This is a genomic window from Elusimicrobiota bacterium (assembly GCA_018816525.1).
Classification (GTDB): Bacteria; Elusimicrobiota; Endomicrobiia; order CG1-02-37-114; family XYA2-FULL-39-19; genus OXYB2-FULL-48-7.
Genome location: JAHIVV010000047.1, coordinates 1 through 17,154, shown reverse-complemented (window position 1 = coordinate 17,154; position 17,154 = coordinate 1). Strand labels below are relative to the sequence as shown.

General features: G+C 39.3%; 20 protein-coding genes. All 20 read right to left on the bottom strand.

Annotated elements, in window-relative coordinates; translation table 11 throughout:
• Nucleotides 1-507 (bottom strand): NAD(P)-binding domain-containing protein (locus tag KKH91_04595; GenBank protein ID MBU0952087.1); only part of this gene is annotated, 507 nt, incomplete at its 3' end.
• Between the two features lie 13 nt (nucleotides 508-520).
• On the bottom strand, nucleotides 521-1,777 hold the full coding sequence (locus KKH91_04590; protein MBU0952086.1) for an electron transfer flavoprotein subunit alpha: 1,257 nt from the start codon (nucleotides 1,775-1,777) through the stop codon (nucleotides 521-523).
• A gap of 4 nt (nucleotides 1,778-1,781) precedes the next feature.
• Nucleotides 1,782-2,567 carry an electron transfer flavoprotein subunit beta/FixA family protein gene (locus KKH91_04585; protein ID MBU0952085.1) on the bottom strand — a complete coding sequence of 262 codons (786 nt, stop codon included), beginning with the start codon at nucleotides 2,565-2,567 and terminating at the stop codon, nucleotides 1,782-1,784.
• 10 nt (nucleotides 2,568-2,577) lie between these two features.
• Nucleotides 2,578-3,735 (bottom strand): acyl-CoA dehydrogenase family protein, encoded by a 1,158-nt coding sequence (locus KKH91_04580; GenBank protein ID MBU0952084.1) that lies wholly within the window; start codon nucleotides 3,733-3,735, stop codon nucleotides 2,578-2,580.
• Complete coding sequence (gene rnc, locus KKH91_04575) at nucleotides 3,735-4,406, bottom strand: ribonuclease III (protein ID MBU0952083.1); 672 nt, start codon at nucleotides 4,404-4,406, stop codon at nucleotides 3,735-3,737. The genes KKH91_04580 and rnc overlap by 1 nt, the downstream gene beginning before the upstream one ends.
• Nucleotides 4,407-4,420: 14 nt before the next feature.
• A complete protein-coding gene (gene fabF, locus KKH91_04570; protein ID MBU0952082.1) occupies nucleotides 4,421-5,659 on the bottom strand; it encodes a beta-ketoacyl-ACP synthase II in 1,239 nt (412 codons plus the stop codon).
• Nucleotides 5,660-5,679: 20 nt separating this feature from the next.
• Nucleotides 5,680-5,922 (bottom strand): acyl carrier protein, encoded by a 243-nt coding sequence (locus KKH91_04565; protein ID MBU0952081.1) that lies wholly within the window; start codon nucleotides 5,920-5,922, stop codon nucleotides 5,680-5,682.
• A 62-nt stretch (nucleotides 5,923-5,984) separates the two neighbouring features.
• Complete coding sequence (gene fabG, locus KKH91_04560) at nucleotides 5,985-6,737, bottom strand: 3-oxoacyl-[acyl-carrier-protein] reductase (protein MBU0952080.1); 753 nt, start codon at nucleotides 6,735-6,737, stop codon at nucleotides 5,985-5,987.
• 67 nt (nucleotides 6,738-6,804) lie between these two features.
• Nucleotides 6,805-7,767: an ACP S-malonyltransferase gene (gene fabD, locus KKH91_04555; protein ID MBU0952079.1), complete on the bottom strand. Its 963-nt coding sequence runs from the start codon at nucleotides 7,765-7,767 to the stop codon at nucleotides 6,805-6,807.
• Between the two features lie 23 nt (nucleotides 7,768-7,790).
• The gene (locus KKH91_04550) at nucleotides 7,791-8,783 is read right to left on the bottom strand and encodes a ketoacyl-ACP synthase III (GenBank protein ID MBU0952078.1); all 993 of its coding nucleotides are present in this window, start codon (nucleotides 8,781-8,783) and stop codon (nucleotides 7,791-7,793) included.
• A gap of 4 nt (nucleotides 8,784-8,787) precedes the next feature.
• Nucleotides 8,788-9,783 carry a phosphate acyltransferase PlsX gene (plsX, locus tag KKH91_04545; protein MBU0952077.1) on the bottom strand — a complete coding sequence of 332 codons (996 nt, stop codon included), beginning with the start codon at nucleotides 9,781-9,783 and terminating at the stop codon, nucleotides 8,788-8,790.
• 11 nt (nucleotides 9,784-9,794) lie between these two features.
• Entirely contained in the window at nucleotides 9,795-10,010 is a 216-nt protein-coding gene (gene rpmF / locus KKH91_04540) for a 50S ribosomal protein L32 (GenBank protein MBU0952076.1), read from the bottom strand.
• A 28-nt stretch (nucleotides 10,011-10,038) separates the two neighbouring features.
• Complete coding sequence (locus tag KKH91_04535) at nucleotides 10,039-10,488, bottom strand: DUF177 domain-containing protein (protein MBU0952075.1); 450 nt, start codon at nucleotides 10,486-10,488, stop codon at nucleotides 10,039-10,041.
• A gap of 55 nt (nucleotides 10,489-10,543) precedes the next feature.
• Nucleotides 10,544-11,737, bottom strand: coding sequence for an acetate kinase (locus KKH91_04530; protein MBU0952074.1), 1,194 nt, complete (start codon nucleotides 11,735-11,737; stop codon nucleotides 10,544-10,546).
• The gene (gene ndk / locus KKH91_04525; protein MBU0952073.1) at nucleotides 11,721-12,164 is read right to left on the bottom strand and encodes a nucleoside-diphosphate kinase; all 444 of its coding nucleotides are present in this window, start codon (nucleotides 12,162-12,164) and stop codon (nucleotides 11,721-11,723) included. Before ndk ends, KKH91_04530 begins: the two co-directional genes overlap by 17 nt.
• A complete protein-coding gene (locus KKH91_04520; GenBank protein ID MBU0952072.1) occupies nucleotides 12,164-13,219 on the bottom strand; it encodes an isocitrate/isopropylmalate dehydrogenase family protein in 1,056 nt (351 codons plus the stop codon). The genes ndk and KKH91_04520 overlap by 1 nt, the downstream gene beginning before the upstream one ends.
• Nucleotides 13,220-13,300: 81 nt before the next feature.
• Nucleotides 13,301-14,455: a glycosyltransferase family 4 protein gene (locus KKH91_04515; GenBank protein ID MBU0952071.1), complete on the bottom strand. Its 1,155-nt coding sequence runs from the start codon at nucleotides 14,453-14,455 to the stop codon at nucleotides 13,301-13,303.
• The gene (locus KKH91_04510; GenBank protein MBU0952070.1) at nucleotides 14,448-15,746 is read right to left on the bottom strand and encodes an FAD-dependent oxidoreductase; all 1,299 of its coding nucleotides are present in this window, start codon (nucleotides 15,744-15,746) and stop codon (nucleotides 14,448-14,450) included. Before KKH91_04510 ends, KKH91_04515 begins: the two co-directional genes overlap by 8 nt.
• Before the next feature lie 30 nt (nucleotides 15,747-15,776).
• Nucleotides 15,777-16,808 (bottom strand): undecaprenyl/decaprenyl-phosphate alpha-N-acetylglucosaminyl 1-phosphate transferase, encoded by a 1,032-nt coding sequence (locus tag KKH91_04505; GenBank protein ID MBU0952069.1) that lies wholly within the window; start codon nucleotides 16,806-16,808, stop codon nucleotides 15,777-15,779.
• The coding region (locus tag KKH91_04500) for a hypothetical protein (GenBank protein ID MBU0952068.1) at nucleotides 16,805-17,154 on the bottom strand (350 nt) is incomplete at its 5' end. The genes KKH91_04505 and KKH91_04500, both read right to left, overlap by 4 nt.

The following is a 17,154-nucleotide window of genomic DNA, read 5'->3' as shown; positions in this document are numbered from 1 at the left end:
GTTGATTTTTATAACAATTCCGGTTTTATTGAATGTTTTTGCAATTTCTTTAGCCCTGATGTTTTTTCCGATTATCGTCGCTCCTTTCCCGGCATGTTTAACTTTCCCCAATCCGACAAGAGTTGCACCGATGGAAGTAATTCCCGCAAAAACATTATTGACTGAATATTTCCTGATTATTTCAATATTACCAAGGCCATTTTGGAGAGAAAGAATGATTGTTTCTTTATTTATGCAGGGCAAGACGGATTTTATAGCGGATTCAGTATCATAGGATTTCACGAAAATCAGAATGAAATTTGCGGTTCCTATTTCATTTGGGTTTATTGTTATTTTGGTTTTTGTATTCTTCTTTGTTAAACCGGATATTTTTATTCCGTTTTTTTTAATAACAGCTGTTCTTTCCGGGTTTTTATCCAGCAGCCAGACTTCATTTTTCGGATTTTTTGAAAGTAACCCTGCAAATAAACAACCCATGGCGCCGGGGCCGACAATGACTATTTTCATTATATTTTTGAGATTATTCGCCGCGGGATTTTTTGATTTCTTTAATTATCCAGGGGATTATATCGTAAAGGTCGCCCTCAAGGGCAAATGTGGCAATTTTCATCATAGGAGCTTCAGGGTCTTTGTTTATTGCGACAATGATTTCTGAAGATCCCATTCCTACCAGGTGTTGAATCTGCCCTGAAATACCGCAGGCGAAATATATTTTTGGCGCTACAGTCCTGCCTGTCTGGCCCACCTGGTGAGAATAAGGGATCCAGCCGGCATCAACGGCCGCTCTGGATGAGCCAACAGCTCCGCCTATAGTTTCAGCAAATTCTTCAATAAGCCGGAACCCTTCAGGTTTTCCCAACCCCCTGCCTCCGGAACAAATTATATCCGCTTCGCTAAGATTAACTTTTGCCGTTGTGTCTGCTACAAACCGCAGGAATTTTACTCTTTCATAGAAAGTCAAACCTGCAGGATTTAATTTCGTTAAATCATGTCTTTTTTTAACTATCTCACCTTTTCTTGTGGAATCCTTTTGCGCGCGTTTGAAAACTTTATGCCTGACGGTTGCCATTTGAGGCCTGTGCCTTGGCGTGAGAATTGTAGCCATTATATTGCCGCCGAATGCAGGCCGGGTCTGGTGAAGATTTCTAGATGATATTTCTACATCTAAAGCTGTACAGTCAGCAGTCAATCCCGTGTCTATTTTTGCCGCAACGCGGGACGCAAAAGAACGCCCGATATTGGTTGCGCCCATGATAACTATTTCAGGTTTTTCATCTTTTATGAGGTGAGCTAAAACTTCAGCGTAAGGGTCATCACGGAATTCGGAAAATAGAGGGTCATCTATCACGTATACTTTATCTGCACCGTGTAAAATGATATCGTTTGCATGATGTTCAATTTTATTCCCGATAAGGACAGCGCAAAGTTGCGTATTTAATTTATTTGCTAGAACTCTGCCTTCGTTTAATAGTTCGTAAGCAACGGGAGAAATTTCCCCATGTCTTTGTTCAGCGTATATCCAGACATTTCTATAGGTATCAAAATCGGCAGTTTTAGGGCCTCTTTCTTCTTTAGTGATAACAATTGCGCTAAACCTTTTACAAGCTTCAACGCAGGCCCCGCAATAATTGCATTTTGACAAATCAATTACCGCAAGTTTTTGTTTCTTTGGGTGGTCAGGGCGTTCAATTAAAGTGATGGCACTAAAGGGGCAGCTTTTCACGCATAAACTGCATCCGGTACACTTTTCAGCAAAAATTTCTATTTTAGTCGGCATATTTTTAGATCACTTTCATTTCTTTTAATTTTGAGACTAACTGTTGCGCTTGTTCCTGAGGTTCGCCGTGGAGCTTTTCACCGCCCTGCCTGGCAGGCGGATAGAAAATCTTCATAACTTGTGTCGGAGAGCCGGATAAACCTATCCTGTTTGTATCTGCTTCCACGTCTATTGCGGTCCATCTTTTTATTACCGCTTTTTTCGAAAACATCATGCCTTTAAGCGAAGGCAGCCTGGGTGTATTTATTTCTTTAATGACAGTAATCAATGCTGGAAGGGTTATCTCAAACTCGTCATAGCCGTCTTCCATCATTCTTAGGACTTTTGCGCTGCCCTGTTTTATATCTTCAACTTTTCCTACATAAGCAACATGCGGGATATTTAATTTTTCGGCTATTCCAGGACCTACCTGTGCTGTATCGCCGTCAGAAGCCTGTTTACCGCACAGAATCAGGTCATATTCACCAATTTTTTTTATCGTTTGGGCTAGTGTATAAGAAGTAGCCAGTGTGTCAGCCCCTGCGAAAGCCCTGTCAGAAACAAGAATTGCTTCGTCGCAGCCTCTGGAGAGAGCTTCTCTCAATGCTGTTTCTGCCTGGGGAGGGCCCATTGTAATTAATGTAACTTTTCCTCCGGTACGTTCTTTCAAACGTACAGCTTCTTCGATAGCATATTCGTCAAACGGATTAATTATTGATTCTACGCCCTCTCTTTTTAAGGTTCCGGTATCATTATTAATCTGGACATTCGTTGTTGCTGGCACTTGTTTAATACAAACTATAAAATTCATATTTCGTCCCTTACTTTCTGGCAGACTCTTTAATCAATGCAAAAGCAATTTCATTTCTTTGTATCTGGCTGGTTCCTTCGTAAATCTGGGTGATTTTTGCATCACGCATTCTTTTTTCCATCGGGTATTCTCTCATGTATCCGTAACCACCGAGTATTTGCACTGCATTGGTGGTAGTTTTCATTGCAACTTCGCTTGCATATAGTTTTGCCATTGCGCTTGATTTTGTGTTCCTGGCGCTGGGGTCTTTATCGTACTGCCTTGCTGTTGCGTATAATAAAGCTCTTGCCGCTTCAACCTCTGTAGCCATATCAGCGAGCATGTGCTGGATAGCCTGGAATGATGATATAGGATGCCCAAACTGAACTCTTTGACGAGCATATTCTACTGCATCGTCAAGAGCGCCGGCGGCAATACCAAGGGCCTGTGCGGCTACACCCGGACGGGAAGCATCGAATGTTTTCATCGCAACTATAAAGCCCATCCCTTCTTTTGCAAGAAGATTTTCCTTTGGAATTTTGCAATTATTGAAAATAAGTTCTCTGGTTGCTGAAGAACGAATCCCCATTTTTTTCTCTTTTTTACCAAAGGTAAATCCTTCAGTTCCTTTTTCAACGATAAAACAGCTTGCACCGCGCGGGCCTTTTGATTTATCTGTCATAGCTATGACAGTGTATACTTCAGCTTCCCCGGCGTTTGTAATAAAACATTTTGTGCCGTTTAATATGTAATGGTCGCCTTCTTTTTTCGCTGAAGTTGTAATAGCTCCTGCATCGCTTCCTGCGTTGGGTTCAGTGATACCGAACGCTGCAAGTTTTTTACCGGTAGCAATTCCTGGGAGATATTTTTTCTTCTGCGCTTCATTTCCAAACAGTAATATTGGAAATGTTCCCAAAGCTGTTGCTGCCAAAGAAAGTGATATGGAGCCGTCTACTTTTGATAATTCTTCTACAATAATGCAAAGGTCAAAAACTCCCAGGCCCATTCCGCCGTATTCCTGAGGTATATATACTCCAGCCAGGTCTGTTTTTGCAAATTCTTGAATTACCTGCCAGGGAAATTCTTCTTTCTCATCGTATTCTTCGCGGACAGGTTTTATTTTCTCGATCGCGAATTTCTTTGCCAGGTCAACCATCATTTGCTGTTCTTCACTTAAAAAATAATCCATTAGCATGCCCTCCGATTTGAAAGAAAACTCAATGCCTGTTTTGCTGCCTGCTGCTCAGCTTCCTTTTTACTTTTCCCTTTACCCATTCCCAGAACTTTCTTTTTTACGCTTACTTCTATCTCAAAACATTTTTCATGTTCCGGCCCTGATTCTTTAATGACTGTATAGACAGGTAGAATCTTGTATTTTGCCTGAATTATTTCCTGAAGTTTTGATTTTAAATCAAAATCAGCAGTAAGCTTTTTCTCAGAAAAGTATGCAGTTATAAACTTTTTTGCAGTTTTGAAGCCTTTTTCAAGATAAATAGCTCCTAACAGAGATTCCAGTGCATTTGAAAGAATACTTTCCCGTTCCCTGCCGCCCGTCGTTTCTTCTCCCTTGCTAAGCAGGATAAATTCGCCGAGATTCAGCTCTTTTGCCCACATAGTAAGCATTTGCCGGGAAACAAATTGTGATTTGATTCTTGAGAGATGTCCTTCTGCGGAACCCGGATATATAGTGAAAAGGTAATCAGCTATTACACACGATAAAACACTGTCGCCTAAAAACTCAAGCCTTTCATTCCAATAATCCTTATTTGTTTCTATTGCATAAGATTTATGTGTTATTGCTTCATCAAGGAGTTTCTTGTTTTGAAACTCTATCCCAATTAAATTTTCAAGTTTTGTCATTTTACTTAAACTATCTATTTAAAGCGCTTTACAATAATCACTGCATTGTGTCCGCCGAAACCTAGAGAATTCGACAAAGCACAATTTATCTGAGCTTTTCTTAGTGTGTTCGGCACGTAATCAAGGTCACATTCGGGGTCAGGTGTTTCGTAATTTATTGTCGGGTGAATAAACCCATTTTCCATGCAAATGAGTATTGCAATGAGCTCCATAGCGCCGGCAGCTCCTAGTAAATGGCCGGTCATTGATTTTGTGGAAGAAATCGGTATTTTGTATGCCCTTTCACCAAAAACATTTTTTATAGCCATGGTTTCAATTTTATCATTCAAATCAGTTGAAGTGCCATGTGCGTTTATGTAATCAATGTCATCTGGCGAAATTCCGCTGTCTTCGATGGCCCTCTGCATAGCTTTAATAGCAAATTTTGCATCCGGATGCGGGGCTGTCATGTGAAATGCATCGTCAGTAGCTCCGTACCCGATAAATTCAGCGTAAATTTTTGCACCGCGTGCCTGAGCATGTTCCAATGTTTCAAGAACGATCATACCTGAGCCTTCACCCATGACAAAACCATCTCTGTTTTTATCAAAGGGCCTTGAGGCTTTTGTTGGATCGTCGTTTCTTTGAGAAAGAGCCCTCGCGCTGCAAAACCCCGCCAGGCCTAGTTGAGTAATCGCCGATTCGGTGCCGCCGGTGATTATTACATCCGCATCACCGTACCTGATCAGCCTTAAAGCATCTCCCATGGCATTGTTTGCGCTTGCACAGGCGCTTACTACGCCGTAATTTGGGCCGGTAAATCCCTGCTCTATAGCAATCTCGCCTGAGGCCATATTTATTATCTGCATCGGGATAAGGAAAGGGCTGACCCTTCTTGGCCCTTTTTCCGATAATACCTTAACCTCTGCTTCAATAGTGCTCAAACCGCCTATGCCTGACCCTATTATGACCCCAATTCTATCAGGGTTTTCTTTTGATACATCAAGTTTTGAATCTTCGACGGCCATTTTTGCGGCAGCAACTGCAAATTGAACGAACATATCCATTCTTCTTGCTTTCTTTTTGTCAAAATAATTCTCTGCCACAAAATTCTTTACTTCACAGGCAAATTGTGTGGTAAAGCCGTTAGTGTCGAACTTTGTGAGAGTATTGGCGCCGGACTTGCCTTCCATTAAGGCTGTAGTGACTTCTTTTATGCCAATACCAATAGGAGACACAACCCCTAAACCAGTTATTACAACACGTTTTTTCATTTTATTCCCATCACGACTATTTATTTTTTTTGGTGTGATTTAATGTATTCAATAGCCTGGCCGACGGTCTGAATTTTTTCAGCTTCATCGTCCGGAATTTCCAAACCGAACTGCTCTTCGAAAGCCATGACTAACTCGACTGTGTCAAGTGAGTCCGCTCCTAAATCGTTAACGAAGTGCGCGTTTGTCGTAACTTCCTGAGGGTCCACTCCAAGCCTTTCTACGATGATTTCCTTCACTTTTGCTTCAAGTTCAACTGACATTTCTTTTTCCCCCTATTTCTTTTTCCCCTAGCGTAGTTTACGCTGGTTTTTACATGTAGTTTCTACATGTACATTCCGCCGTTAACCGAAATTATGTGGCCCGTTATGTAGTTTGAATCGTCGTTGCATAAAAACACGACGGCTTTTGCAACATCTTCCGGTTCACCAAGCCTTGATAACGGAATAATATCTGTAAGTTTCTTTCTTTGTTCTTCTGAAAGAGCTTCCGTCATTCTGGTTTTGATAAATCCCGGAGCAACAGCGTTCACATTTATATTTCTTGAAGCGAGTTCTCTGGCGCAGGTTTTCGTCATCGCTATTACCCCGCCTTTTGAAGCAGAATAATTAATTTGTCCGGCATTTCCCATCAAGCCTACTACTGAAGCGATGTTCACGATCTTTCCGTTTCTTTGTTTCATCATTACTTTGCTAACGGACTTAGTGCAGTTAAATACGCCTTTGAGGTTTATATTTATCACGCTGTCCCATTCTTGTTCCGACATTCTTATGATAAGGTTGTCACGCGTGATGCCTGCATTGTTTACTAATATATCAATTTTTGAAAATTTGTCAATAGTTAATTTTATTAAATTTTCTACATCGGTAGAATTAGAGACATCTGCTTTTGCAGCCAGTGTTCTAACGCCGTAAGTTTTGGAGATTTCTTCGGAGGTAGTTTTAGTAAGAGTCTCATCGATGTCTGATATAACTACGTCAGCTCCCCGCGCGGCCAGTGCAATCGCTATTGCTTTCCCTATTCCTTGCGCCGAGCCTGTTATTAATGCAACTTTGCCTGATAATTTTTTTTCACACATGTTTCCTCCCTCACACCCCGTTCCATGCGCTAAGAAGCATACGGGGTGTATATTCCTCTTTCATTCCTTATTGTGCCAATTCTGAAATAGTTTTATCGAGGTTTGCTTTATCCTCAATATTTAAGGTTTTTATTGATCTGTTTATTTTTTTTACCATGCCGGACAATGTTTTTCCGGGCCCTATTTCAATAAATGTATCTGCTCCGGAAGCGGTCATTTTTTCAATGGATTTAAGCCACAAAACAGGGTTATCTATTTGTTTAACAAGTTTTGTTTTTATTTCAGCTGCTGATTTTGTAATTTCAGCGTCATAATTTGCAACCACAGGAATTGTCGGGTCGTTTAACGTAACTTTATCAAGTTCATATTTCATTGAAACAGCCGCATCCTTCATCAAAGAGGAATGGAAAGCGCCGCTTACATTTAACCCAATGACCTTTATTGACGCATTGCCCCCTGCTGGAGTATTAATTAATTCTGTAAGCTTTAATATTGCTTCCTTATTTCCTGATACTACTATTTGATTTGAAGTGTTAAAATTTGCCATTTGGACAAAATACTGGGAATTGGATGCTTCTTTACAGAGTTCGGCAAGTTTTGTTTCATCAACGCCGATAACAGCAGCCATGGTTCCCTGGCTGTTTTGGCAGGCTTGTTGAATAAATTCAGCTCTTTTTTTAACCAGGCTGAGGCCTGTAGTTAAATCAAAAACTTTTGCCGCGTAGAGCGCAGAATATTCTCCCAAACTATGTCCTGCGACATAGATACAATCAGTAACAGCTGATGGATAAGATTTGATAAAGGCTTCGTAGCAGATGACGGATGTCAGAAATACTGCAGGTTGTGTAATAATTGTCTCCTTCAGTTTTTCTTCAGGGCCTTCGAAAATTATTTTTTTAATATCATAACCTAAAATATCGTTTGATTTATCAAAAATATCCCTTGCTTCAGGAAAAGAATCATAAATGTTTTTTCCCATCCCGACTGATTGCGCACCCTGCCCCGGGAAAATAAATGCTGATTTTCTCATCGTTCTTCCTTAATATAGGGTCCTTATAGCCTTACTACGCCTGCTCCCCAGGTTAAACCTGAGCCAAATGCAACAAGTTCTACTAAGTCTCCTTCTTTTACCAACCCCTGTTTCCTGGCTTCATCAAGAGCAACAATCGTAGTTGCCGCAGACAAATTACCGTACTTATGGAGATTTACGAATATTTTTTCTCTCGGAAGTTTCAATCTTTCGCCAAGAGCTTCAATAATGCGCATATTAGCCTGATGAGGTATTAGAAGAGCAATGTCTTCAATTTTTTTATTGCACATATCGAGCGCCTTATTTGTTGCTTTTAACATGCTAATGACGGCATGTTTAAATACTTCTTTGCCGTCCATCCTTATATAATGCAGGCCTTGTTCAATAGTTTCCAGGGTAGCCGGGTACCTGGATCCTCCTGCAGGTATTTCTAAAATATCGGTATAGGAGCCGTTTGCGCCTAATGTTATTGAAAGGATATTCGTTTCTTCATCAGTTGCTCTAATCAGCATAGCCCCTGCCCCGTCACCGAATAAAATGCAGGTGCCGCGGTCTTTCCAATTTGTAACTTTTGAAAGTGTTTCTGCTCCTATGACAAGAGCTGTTTTATATTGGCCGCATTCAAGCATATTTTTTGCAATACCCAAAGCATATAGAAATCCACTGCAAGCTGCAAATATGTCAAAGCTCACAGGATTGCTTTTAATTCCTAATTTTTTCTGTACCACACACGCAGTTGAAGGAAAAAACATATCAGGGGTCGCGGTAGCGACTATGATAAGGTCTACTTCCTGAGGGTCTATTCCCGCATCTTTAATAGCTTTTTTGCTTGCTTCAACAGCTATATCCGAGGTAGGTACACCCGGTTCAACTATATGCCTTTCCTTTATGCCTGTTCTCTGGGTTATCCATTCATCCGTTGTGTCCACCATTTTTTCAAGGTCTGCGTTGGTAATTATTTTTTCCGGTATGAATGAGCCTGTTCCTATTATTTTGATGCCTTTTCTTTTGTCCATAAAGTTAACCTTGAAATTTCTCCATTTCTTTGGATATTTTTGAATTAATATCTTTTTCTACGACTTCACCTGCATATTTTAGAGCGTTCATGATTGCTTTCGAATTTGAACCGCCGTGGCAGATAATACAGGTCCCGTTTATTCCTAAGAGGGGCGCGCCGCCATATTCCGTATAATCCACGCTTTTTCTCAAATCTTTTAGTGCGCCCCAGAGAAAAGGGAGTGCTGCGATGGCAAAGGGATGTTTTTTTATTTCGGACTTTATAAGTTTAAATAACATATCTGCGATACCTTCGCTCAATTTTAATATTACATTGCCTACAAAACCGTCGCAAACAGCTACGTCAACATTTCCCTGAGGTATATCCCTGCCTTCTATATTACCTATAAAATTAAGATTGCTTGTTTCCAATAAGTCATAGGCTCCAAGAGTAAGTTCATTACCTTTCGTTTTTTCTTCTCCGATTGAAATCAACCCGATTCTGGGAGAAGCTATGCCAAAGATCTCTTTTACGTAAATATTGCCCATTATTGCAAATTGTAAAAGATTTTTAGGTTTACAGTTGACATTAGCGCCTACATCAAGCACTACACAGACTCCTCTTAGAGTAGGAAACACTGTTGTAATTGCAGGCCGGGTTACATACTGAAGGGGCTTCAGTGACAAAAGCGAAGCTGCCATAACAGCCCCAGAGTTACCTGCTGAAACAACAGCCTGCGCGCTACCGGTTGCGACTAGATTTACCGCAACTCCTATTGAAGAGTCCTTCTTCTGACGCAGTACTGCAGAAGGGGCATCCTCCATCGTTATAACTTCTGTAGCCGGTTGAATACTTATTTTTGTCTTGTCGTACTTGTATTTGCTTAATTCCTTACCTATAAGTAATTCATCTCCGGCAAGGACAATTTTTAAACCAAGTTTTTTTGCAGCCAGCACGGCGCCTTCAATATTTGTCGGAATACCGTGATCACCGCCCATTGCATCAAGCGCAATGGTTATATTGTTGCGGTTCATTCTTTAGTTTTTTCTTCCGTTGGTTTGTTTTTTTCTTTTTTAGCTACAATAAGCTCATTATTGTAGAATCCGCAGCTGGGGCAGATTCTGTGCGGGAGTTTGTTTCCGCCGCATTGCGGGCAATTACTGGAATTTTGCGGAAATATTTTCCAGTTTGCGGCTTCGCGCATTCTGCTGCGCATTCTGGTATGTCTTCGTTTAGGGCATGGCATCTTCGTTCCTCCGAGATGAAGTTCAAATTTAGAACTTCAAGTTTTTTAATTTTTCAAATTTTGGGTTAAAGTATTCTTTTTTACATCCGCATTTCCCGGAGTTAAGATTTTTTCCACACTCCGGGCATAATCCCTGGCAACTTTCCTTACAGAGCAGCTTAAGAGGTATAGATAGGCGAATATTTTGCCTTAATTCATCAGTAATGTCAAGTTCTTCGCCGAACTCTTCCAGAGTGAAGACAGAATGTTCGTCAATTTTCAATTGGTGGATGAATTTTTCAAGACAGCGGTCACACTCAAAATATAGCTCGCCTGATGCTTTAAGATTAAAAGAAACATTGTTGTCCAGAAGATTCAACAGAAAATAAGTTTCTATCGGTTTCTCTATGCGATAATTCAAACCTTCTGCCAAAGAACTGTCCTGATAATTTCCTTCAATTGTTTTTTTGTCTTTGAGTTCTTCTAAGCTGACTTTCATTTATCATTTCAAACAGCACAGTATATTAAAATAACGTCGATTATACAAGGTTCCTTCACTTCTTTTTAGTCAGTGTCAACACCTGTTTGGCAATCATTAACTCTTCATTAGTGGGCAACACTAAAACTTTTATGGCAGAATTTTTATTTGATATTATTCCTTGTTTTGTGCTTTTGTTTAATTCCTTATCAATTTCAATACCGAGATTGGATAGATTTTCGACGGATTTTTCCCTGATTATAGGCGAATTTTCTCCAATGCCCGCTGTAAAAACAATTGCATCCGCTCCGTCAAGAACAGCATTGTAAGAGCCTATGTATTTTTTTATTCGGTAACAGAACATATCGATCGCAATTGTGGCTCTTTCATTGTTTTTTTCCGATTCTTCAATTAAAGTGCGCATGTCATTTGATATCCCCGATATCCCATAAAGCCCGCTTTGACTGTTCATTAGTTTGTTTACATCATTCATGGTCATTCCTTCGGTGGTAGCTATATAGGTTACTATAGATGGGTCCAGATCCCCGCAACGGGTCCCCATGATAAGCCCTTCAAGCGGGGTAAAACCCATGGATGTATCAACTGGGGTACCATTTTTTGTGGCTGTTATACTGCAACCGTTTCCTAAGTGGCAGGTAATTATTTTTAGTTCGCTTAAAGGTTTTTTTAGAATTTCAGCGGTTTTTTCTGCAACAAATTGATGGGAAATACCATGAAACCCATATCTGCGGATGCTGTGTTTTTTGTACAAATAGTAAGGCAGGGCATACAAGTATGCATGAGCAGGAATAGATTTGTAAAAAGCTGTGTCAAAAACCGCTATATTTGGTATCCCGGGAAGCAGTTGCTCTATAGCGAGAATTCCTGTTAAATTATGAGGGTTATGTAAAGGAGCCAGGTTAAAACATTTTTTTATTTCCAATTTAACTTCTTCATTCACAACAGAAGGCTGAGTCATTTTTTCACCGCCATGAACTACTCTGTGCCCTATGGCAATTATGTCGTCTTTTTCTTTGATTACATTTTTGAAAAGCCTGTCAAGGACTAATTCGATAGCGGTTTTATGATCCGGAATATTGCACATTTCTTTCGTATCAGTTATTATAAATGCTTCAGCTGAGCCGATCCGTTCTACGTTACCCTTTGCAAGTCTTCTAAGAGATAAGTCAAATAACATATATTTGACGGAAGAAGAACCGCAGTTTAAAACCAAAATGTTTTTATTACCGGAGTCAGGATTTCCAGTCATTTTCGTTATACTCTAAAATCTCTTCCTTTTTGAAAAAATGATATATTTCTTTTTGAGCATTTTCCAGCGAGTCAGATGCATGAACCAGGTTACGCCGTTCATTCGTGCCATACAAATTCCTTAAAGTACCGGGTTCAGCTTTTTTTGAATCCGTCGAACCAATAATTTTTCTTGTATTCTTTACTACATTTTCCCCTTCCCAGACAGTTACTATTATGGGCATGCAGCAAATAAATTCTACTAAAGGCTGGAAGTAATCCTTGTTTCTGTGAATTCCGTAAAATTTTTCAATTTTGTTTTTTTGCGCTTTAATCATTTTGATTGCTAATAATTTAAAACCTTCTGACTCTAGCCTGTCTATGATTTTACCGACATTTTTTTTACCAAGCCCGTCCGGTTTGATTATAACGCAGGTTCTTTCTGTCATTATTTAAGTTTTTCAATTACTGCATTACCCATATCAGAAGTTGTTGAGCTTCCCCCCATGTCATAGGTAACCCGTTTTCCATCAGCAATAACTTCGACAATAGCTTTTTCTAATTTGACCGCTTTTTCGGCTTCTCCGATGTATTCAAGCATTAGCTTTGCTGATAATAACAAAGCTGTCGGGTTAACTTTATTAAGCCCTGTATATTTGGGCGCCGATCCGTGGACAGCTTCAAATAAAGCTAATCCCGGCCCAAAATTGGCTCCCGGAGCCACGCCAAGCCCTCCTACGAGCCCCGCACATAAATCGGACAAAATATCTCCGTAAAGGTTTGGCAGCGCAAGCACGTCGTAAATTTCCGGTTTTTGCACTAACTGCATGCACATATTGTCTACTAATTTTTCGTCGTATTGAATCGACGGGTATTCTTTAGCTATTTCTTTTGCAACGTTAAAAAATAACCCGTCGGTAATTTTCATAATATTTGCTTTTGCTACAGCCGTTACTTTTTTGCGTTTGTTCTTTACCGCATAATCAAAAGCGAACCTTAATATTTGTTCTGAACCTGTCCTGGAAATGGGTTTAATAGAAATAGCGCTGTCGTCCCTTGCTTTTCCTTTGGACATTTTGATTATTTCTTTTGCTTCCGGGCTTCCTGCCGCAAACTCAATTCCTGCATATAAGTCTTCGGTGTTTTCCCTGACTAACACGATATCAAGGTTTTCGTACCGGGATTTTACGCCTTTATAAGATTTGCAGGGCCTGACACAAGCATAGAGGTTTAAGAGTTGCCGTAGTGCAACGTTTACTGAACGAAAACCCGTGCCTATCGGAGTAGTTAACGGCCCTTTAAGGGCTACTTTGTTTTTCTTTATTGACGTTAAAACATTATCCGGTAAGGGTGTACCGAATTTTTCAAGAGCTGTTTGGCCGGCAATTACAACATCCCATTCTATTTTTACGCCTGTCGCTTCAAGTACTCTTTGAACTGTTTCAGAAAGTTCGGGGCCTGTACCGTCTCCCGGAATTAATGTTATATTGTATGTTTTTTGCACAATATTCTCCGAATTTATTTAATTTACCTGCGATTTGGTCTGTTCAATTTAACAAAATAATGTAATTTTGTCAAATATAGCTTATCTTTCCTTTATTAGGTTTGTATATAGGTTTTCCTGCTGCTTTACCATGTAATCAATGTCAAAAGTTCCGTCAATTGAATTCTTTGCGTTTTGAGACAAATTATTCAAGAGTTTTTCGTCTTTCAATAATTTGATAATATTTTCAGAAAGTGCGTCGATGTCTTTCGGCTTTGTTAAAAAACCGTTATATCCGTTTTTAATTATATCATTATTTCCGTCAATAGAATAAGCAATTACGGGCTTTCCGCTTACCAGGGCTTCAACAGCTGAACGGGGCAGCCCTTCCCAAAGAGATGTCATTGAAAAAATATCTGTTATAGCAAGTATTTCGTTTATATCGTTTCTCCATCCGAGCAATAGCACCTTGCCTGTCAATTTCAGTTTCCTGATCTCTTCTTCAAGTATATTTCTTTGCTGCCCGTCGCCAATAATTAAAAAAATAACATCGGTTAATTTTTCGGAAACATTCTTTGCCACTTTTATAAAGTCAATTAAATTTTTTTGCGGTTTAAAAGGGCCTATCGTGGTAATAATTTTGGAATTTTCCTGCAGTCCCAATTCCCTCTTTTTAGCCAGGGTATTTATTTTAATATTACGGTAGTTTGACAATTTAATTCCGCTTCTTACCAGTAAATAATCGGTTTTCTTCCCGATTTTATAAAAGCCGGCTGTACTCATGTTTTGTTCAGAAACAAATATTAGCTTATTAGACACTAATGAAGTTAATTTTTCGGAAAAGATGTAGATGTTCCTTATTAACGGAGTCTGAAAATCATTAAAACCAAATCCATGGAAGGTGTGAACTATTTTAGGGACTCCGGCAATTTTGGCGGCAAATCTTCCCAATATCCCTGCTTTTGAAGAATGAGTATGAACAATATCAGGTTTTTCTTTCTTCAGTATAGAAATCAAACTCATTAAGGCAAAGAAATCATTAAAAGGGTTAATTTGCCTTAGTAAGTTTTTAATAAAGATAACTTTTACATTAGCCAGTTTCGCCGTTTCTTGATCGAGAATTCCGCCGGCACCGGAAATTAAAACAACGTCAAACTTGTCCTTATCAAGGTTTTGGACAGTGTACAATGTGTTGTTTTGGGCGCCGCCCAATTCTAACATAGTAATAATGTGAGCGACTTTTATTTTTTTATTCATTTTTTAAAATTAGTTCCGCGGTTGCTTTAGCGTCAAGGATCGATTCTTCAATATAAGAATATTTCCAGGCGCCGTAACGGCCTATGGAATAAATGTTTTTTTTCTTTAGAAATGAATTTATTGTTTCCAGCGCCTTAGTGCGGTTTTTATCATAGATGACATAGGCATAAGGCATTGAAAGCACCTGGGTTTTAAGAATTGTACATTTATCGTCAATTATTCCCGAGCGCCTTAAACCCAATATGACTTTTTTTATGATTGAAACCCGGCTCGGTTTTTTATCCGGTTTGTAAGACACTTCTACGTACATGGAACTGCATTTGTCCGGTACTGCTTTTTTTGTGAAATTGTGATAGAAGCCCGTGCGGTAAAAAGCAAATTCCTTTTCCGGGAAATAAATCCAATGGACTCCTTTCTTTAAATTCTTATGTTTCACCCCTATATTCACACAGTCTACGGACGTCCATAAGAGTTTGTTTTTGGCGGAAATAATTTCTTTCGGCAGGTTTACGATAGAAGTAAGCAGTTCCGGCAGAGGCATTGTAGAAATCAGGTTATCATATTTGATTTGCAGGCCGTTTGATGTTACGTATTTATTTTCTGCGTCTACTTTGGAAACAGGAGAATTTAAACGCAGGTTTTGAGTTTTTGATTTGATTGAATCAATCAATGACTGAATTCCACCTTTTTCAGGGTAATAAAAGGATGCATTATACCCAAAAGCCTTTTTCTGGTCTGAATACGCCCCGTCGATAACTTCTTTAAGGCTTGGCTGAGGAATAAAAATGTCAATCCAGTCAGTAGTGAGGGCTTTTGTGTTGACGGTCCATAATTTTTCGTTGTAAGGAAAGAAAAAATGTTTTGCAAAACCTTTTCCGAAGGTTCTTAGGATCCAGTCGTGGAATGTTATGTTGCGCTTAAGCGGGCCCTGGTTTTTTAAAGTATTTTTTGCCTGAATCAAGCCGGATATGCATTCCTGGACAACCTTGTCTGGAAGGCCGAAAAGGTTTGCCTGAAAGGGATACTTTGTAAATGCTTTGTTTGAATAAATGCAGGAATTGCGGCTAATTGAATTTATATTTTTTCCTAAAAGAGAAAAAACAAGGTTTTTAGAATAATCATTTCTAAGATGCAAAAAATGCCCTGAATAATCAAATGTGAAACCTCCGGTTTTTATAGACCTGCATAAACCGCCGGCAGTATTTTCCTTTTCAAAAATAATATAATCATTCTTTAAGTGATAAGCTGCAGCTAAACCTGAAATCCCGCCGCCGATTATTATGGTTTTCATTTTATTGAATGCAGAAAGGGTTTAAGTGGTTCATTCGACATGAACCTTGGATAGTATTTTCGCTATCGCCAATGCAACAAATATCGTGAACAAGTATACAATTATTGCGGAATATATATTTACGATTGTTACGATGAATGAAATAAATGACAAAATAATGCCTGCTGTATAAGTATACAAAAGGATAGTTTTCCTGGAGAGCCCCTTTTTCTCTAATCTTAGGGCAAAATGGTCTTTACTTCCCATAAAGGGGTTTATCCCTTTTTTCCATCTAAAATACATCACCAGGAAAGTATCATAAATAGGTATTGCAAGGATTAATATAGGCGCAAAAAGTCCTAATGAGTTTATGTCGGTATATCTTGTACCGAGAGAAGTTGCGGCAAGAATAAAACCTATAAAAAGGCTTCCCGTATCCCCCATGAAGATTTTGTGCTTTTTGCTAAGATTATAAGGCAGGAAGCCTAAACAGGCCCCGGCTAATGCAATACTGGCAAAGTTTACAAATATTTCTTCTTCTGAAGGCAAGCCAATTAGGAAGTTTAACAGGAAGAAACCTAAAGCGGCAATTACGGCTATCCCGCCGGATAATCCGTCCATGATATCTATAATATTCATAGCATTGGTTATTCCTATTATCCAAACTATGGTAACCAGGACGGCAAACCACTCCAGTTGTATGAATTTCATTTGAATTCCGTAAACAATCAGCAAAATACTGGATATGGTTTGAATCAAAAACTTTGATTGGAATTTTAATCCTTTATGTTTGATATCATCAAATAATCCCAGGACAACAATAATGAAGCTTCCAAAAAATATCCCTCTAAGCGAGCGCAAAGTTCCCGTGGGAAGATGTGTAAATAAACGGATTACGGTTAAGCCGCCCCAAAAAGCAGCAGCAATAGCCAGTCCTCCAAGGTAAGGTGTGGATTTTTTATGGGTTTTTACTTCGCTGATCGGATGGTCGTAAATAGATAAAAGAATTGCCAATTTTCTGGATAGAGGTGTAAGTATTAAAGACAAGGCAAGAGAAAAAAGAAAAGCTATTAAATAAATCATTTCAGTTCAAAAACAAAAATATCACCCTTTGCGTATATTGTTTTTGTAAATTCTTTAATTAAGCGTGTACTATTTTTCTTCCCATTTTCGTTTAATGTGGAAGCCGGCCCGCCCTGTAATCTGTTTACTTCGGGCAGATTCAAAAATAAATGCGTGTAACCTTGTTGTTTTAGAACTCCGTACGGTTTATAATGGCCTGGCGATGTATTAAGCAGTTCAGTAAAAAAGCTCGGCGCAAAAGGGTGCGCTATTGAATAATTTCTTTTGCAATAATAACCCCTCTGCTCTCCCCCCAAGAACAATATTTTTGAATTTTGAGGCAAAGTATTATTCATAAATTTCACTG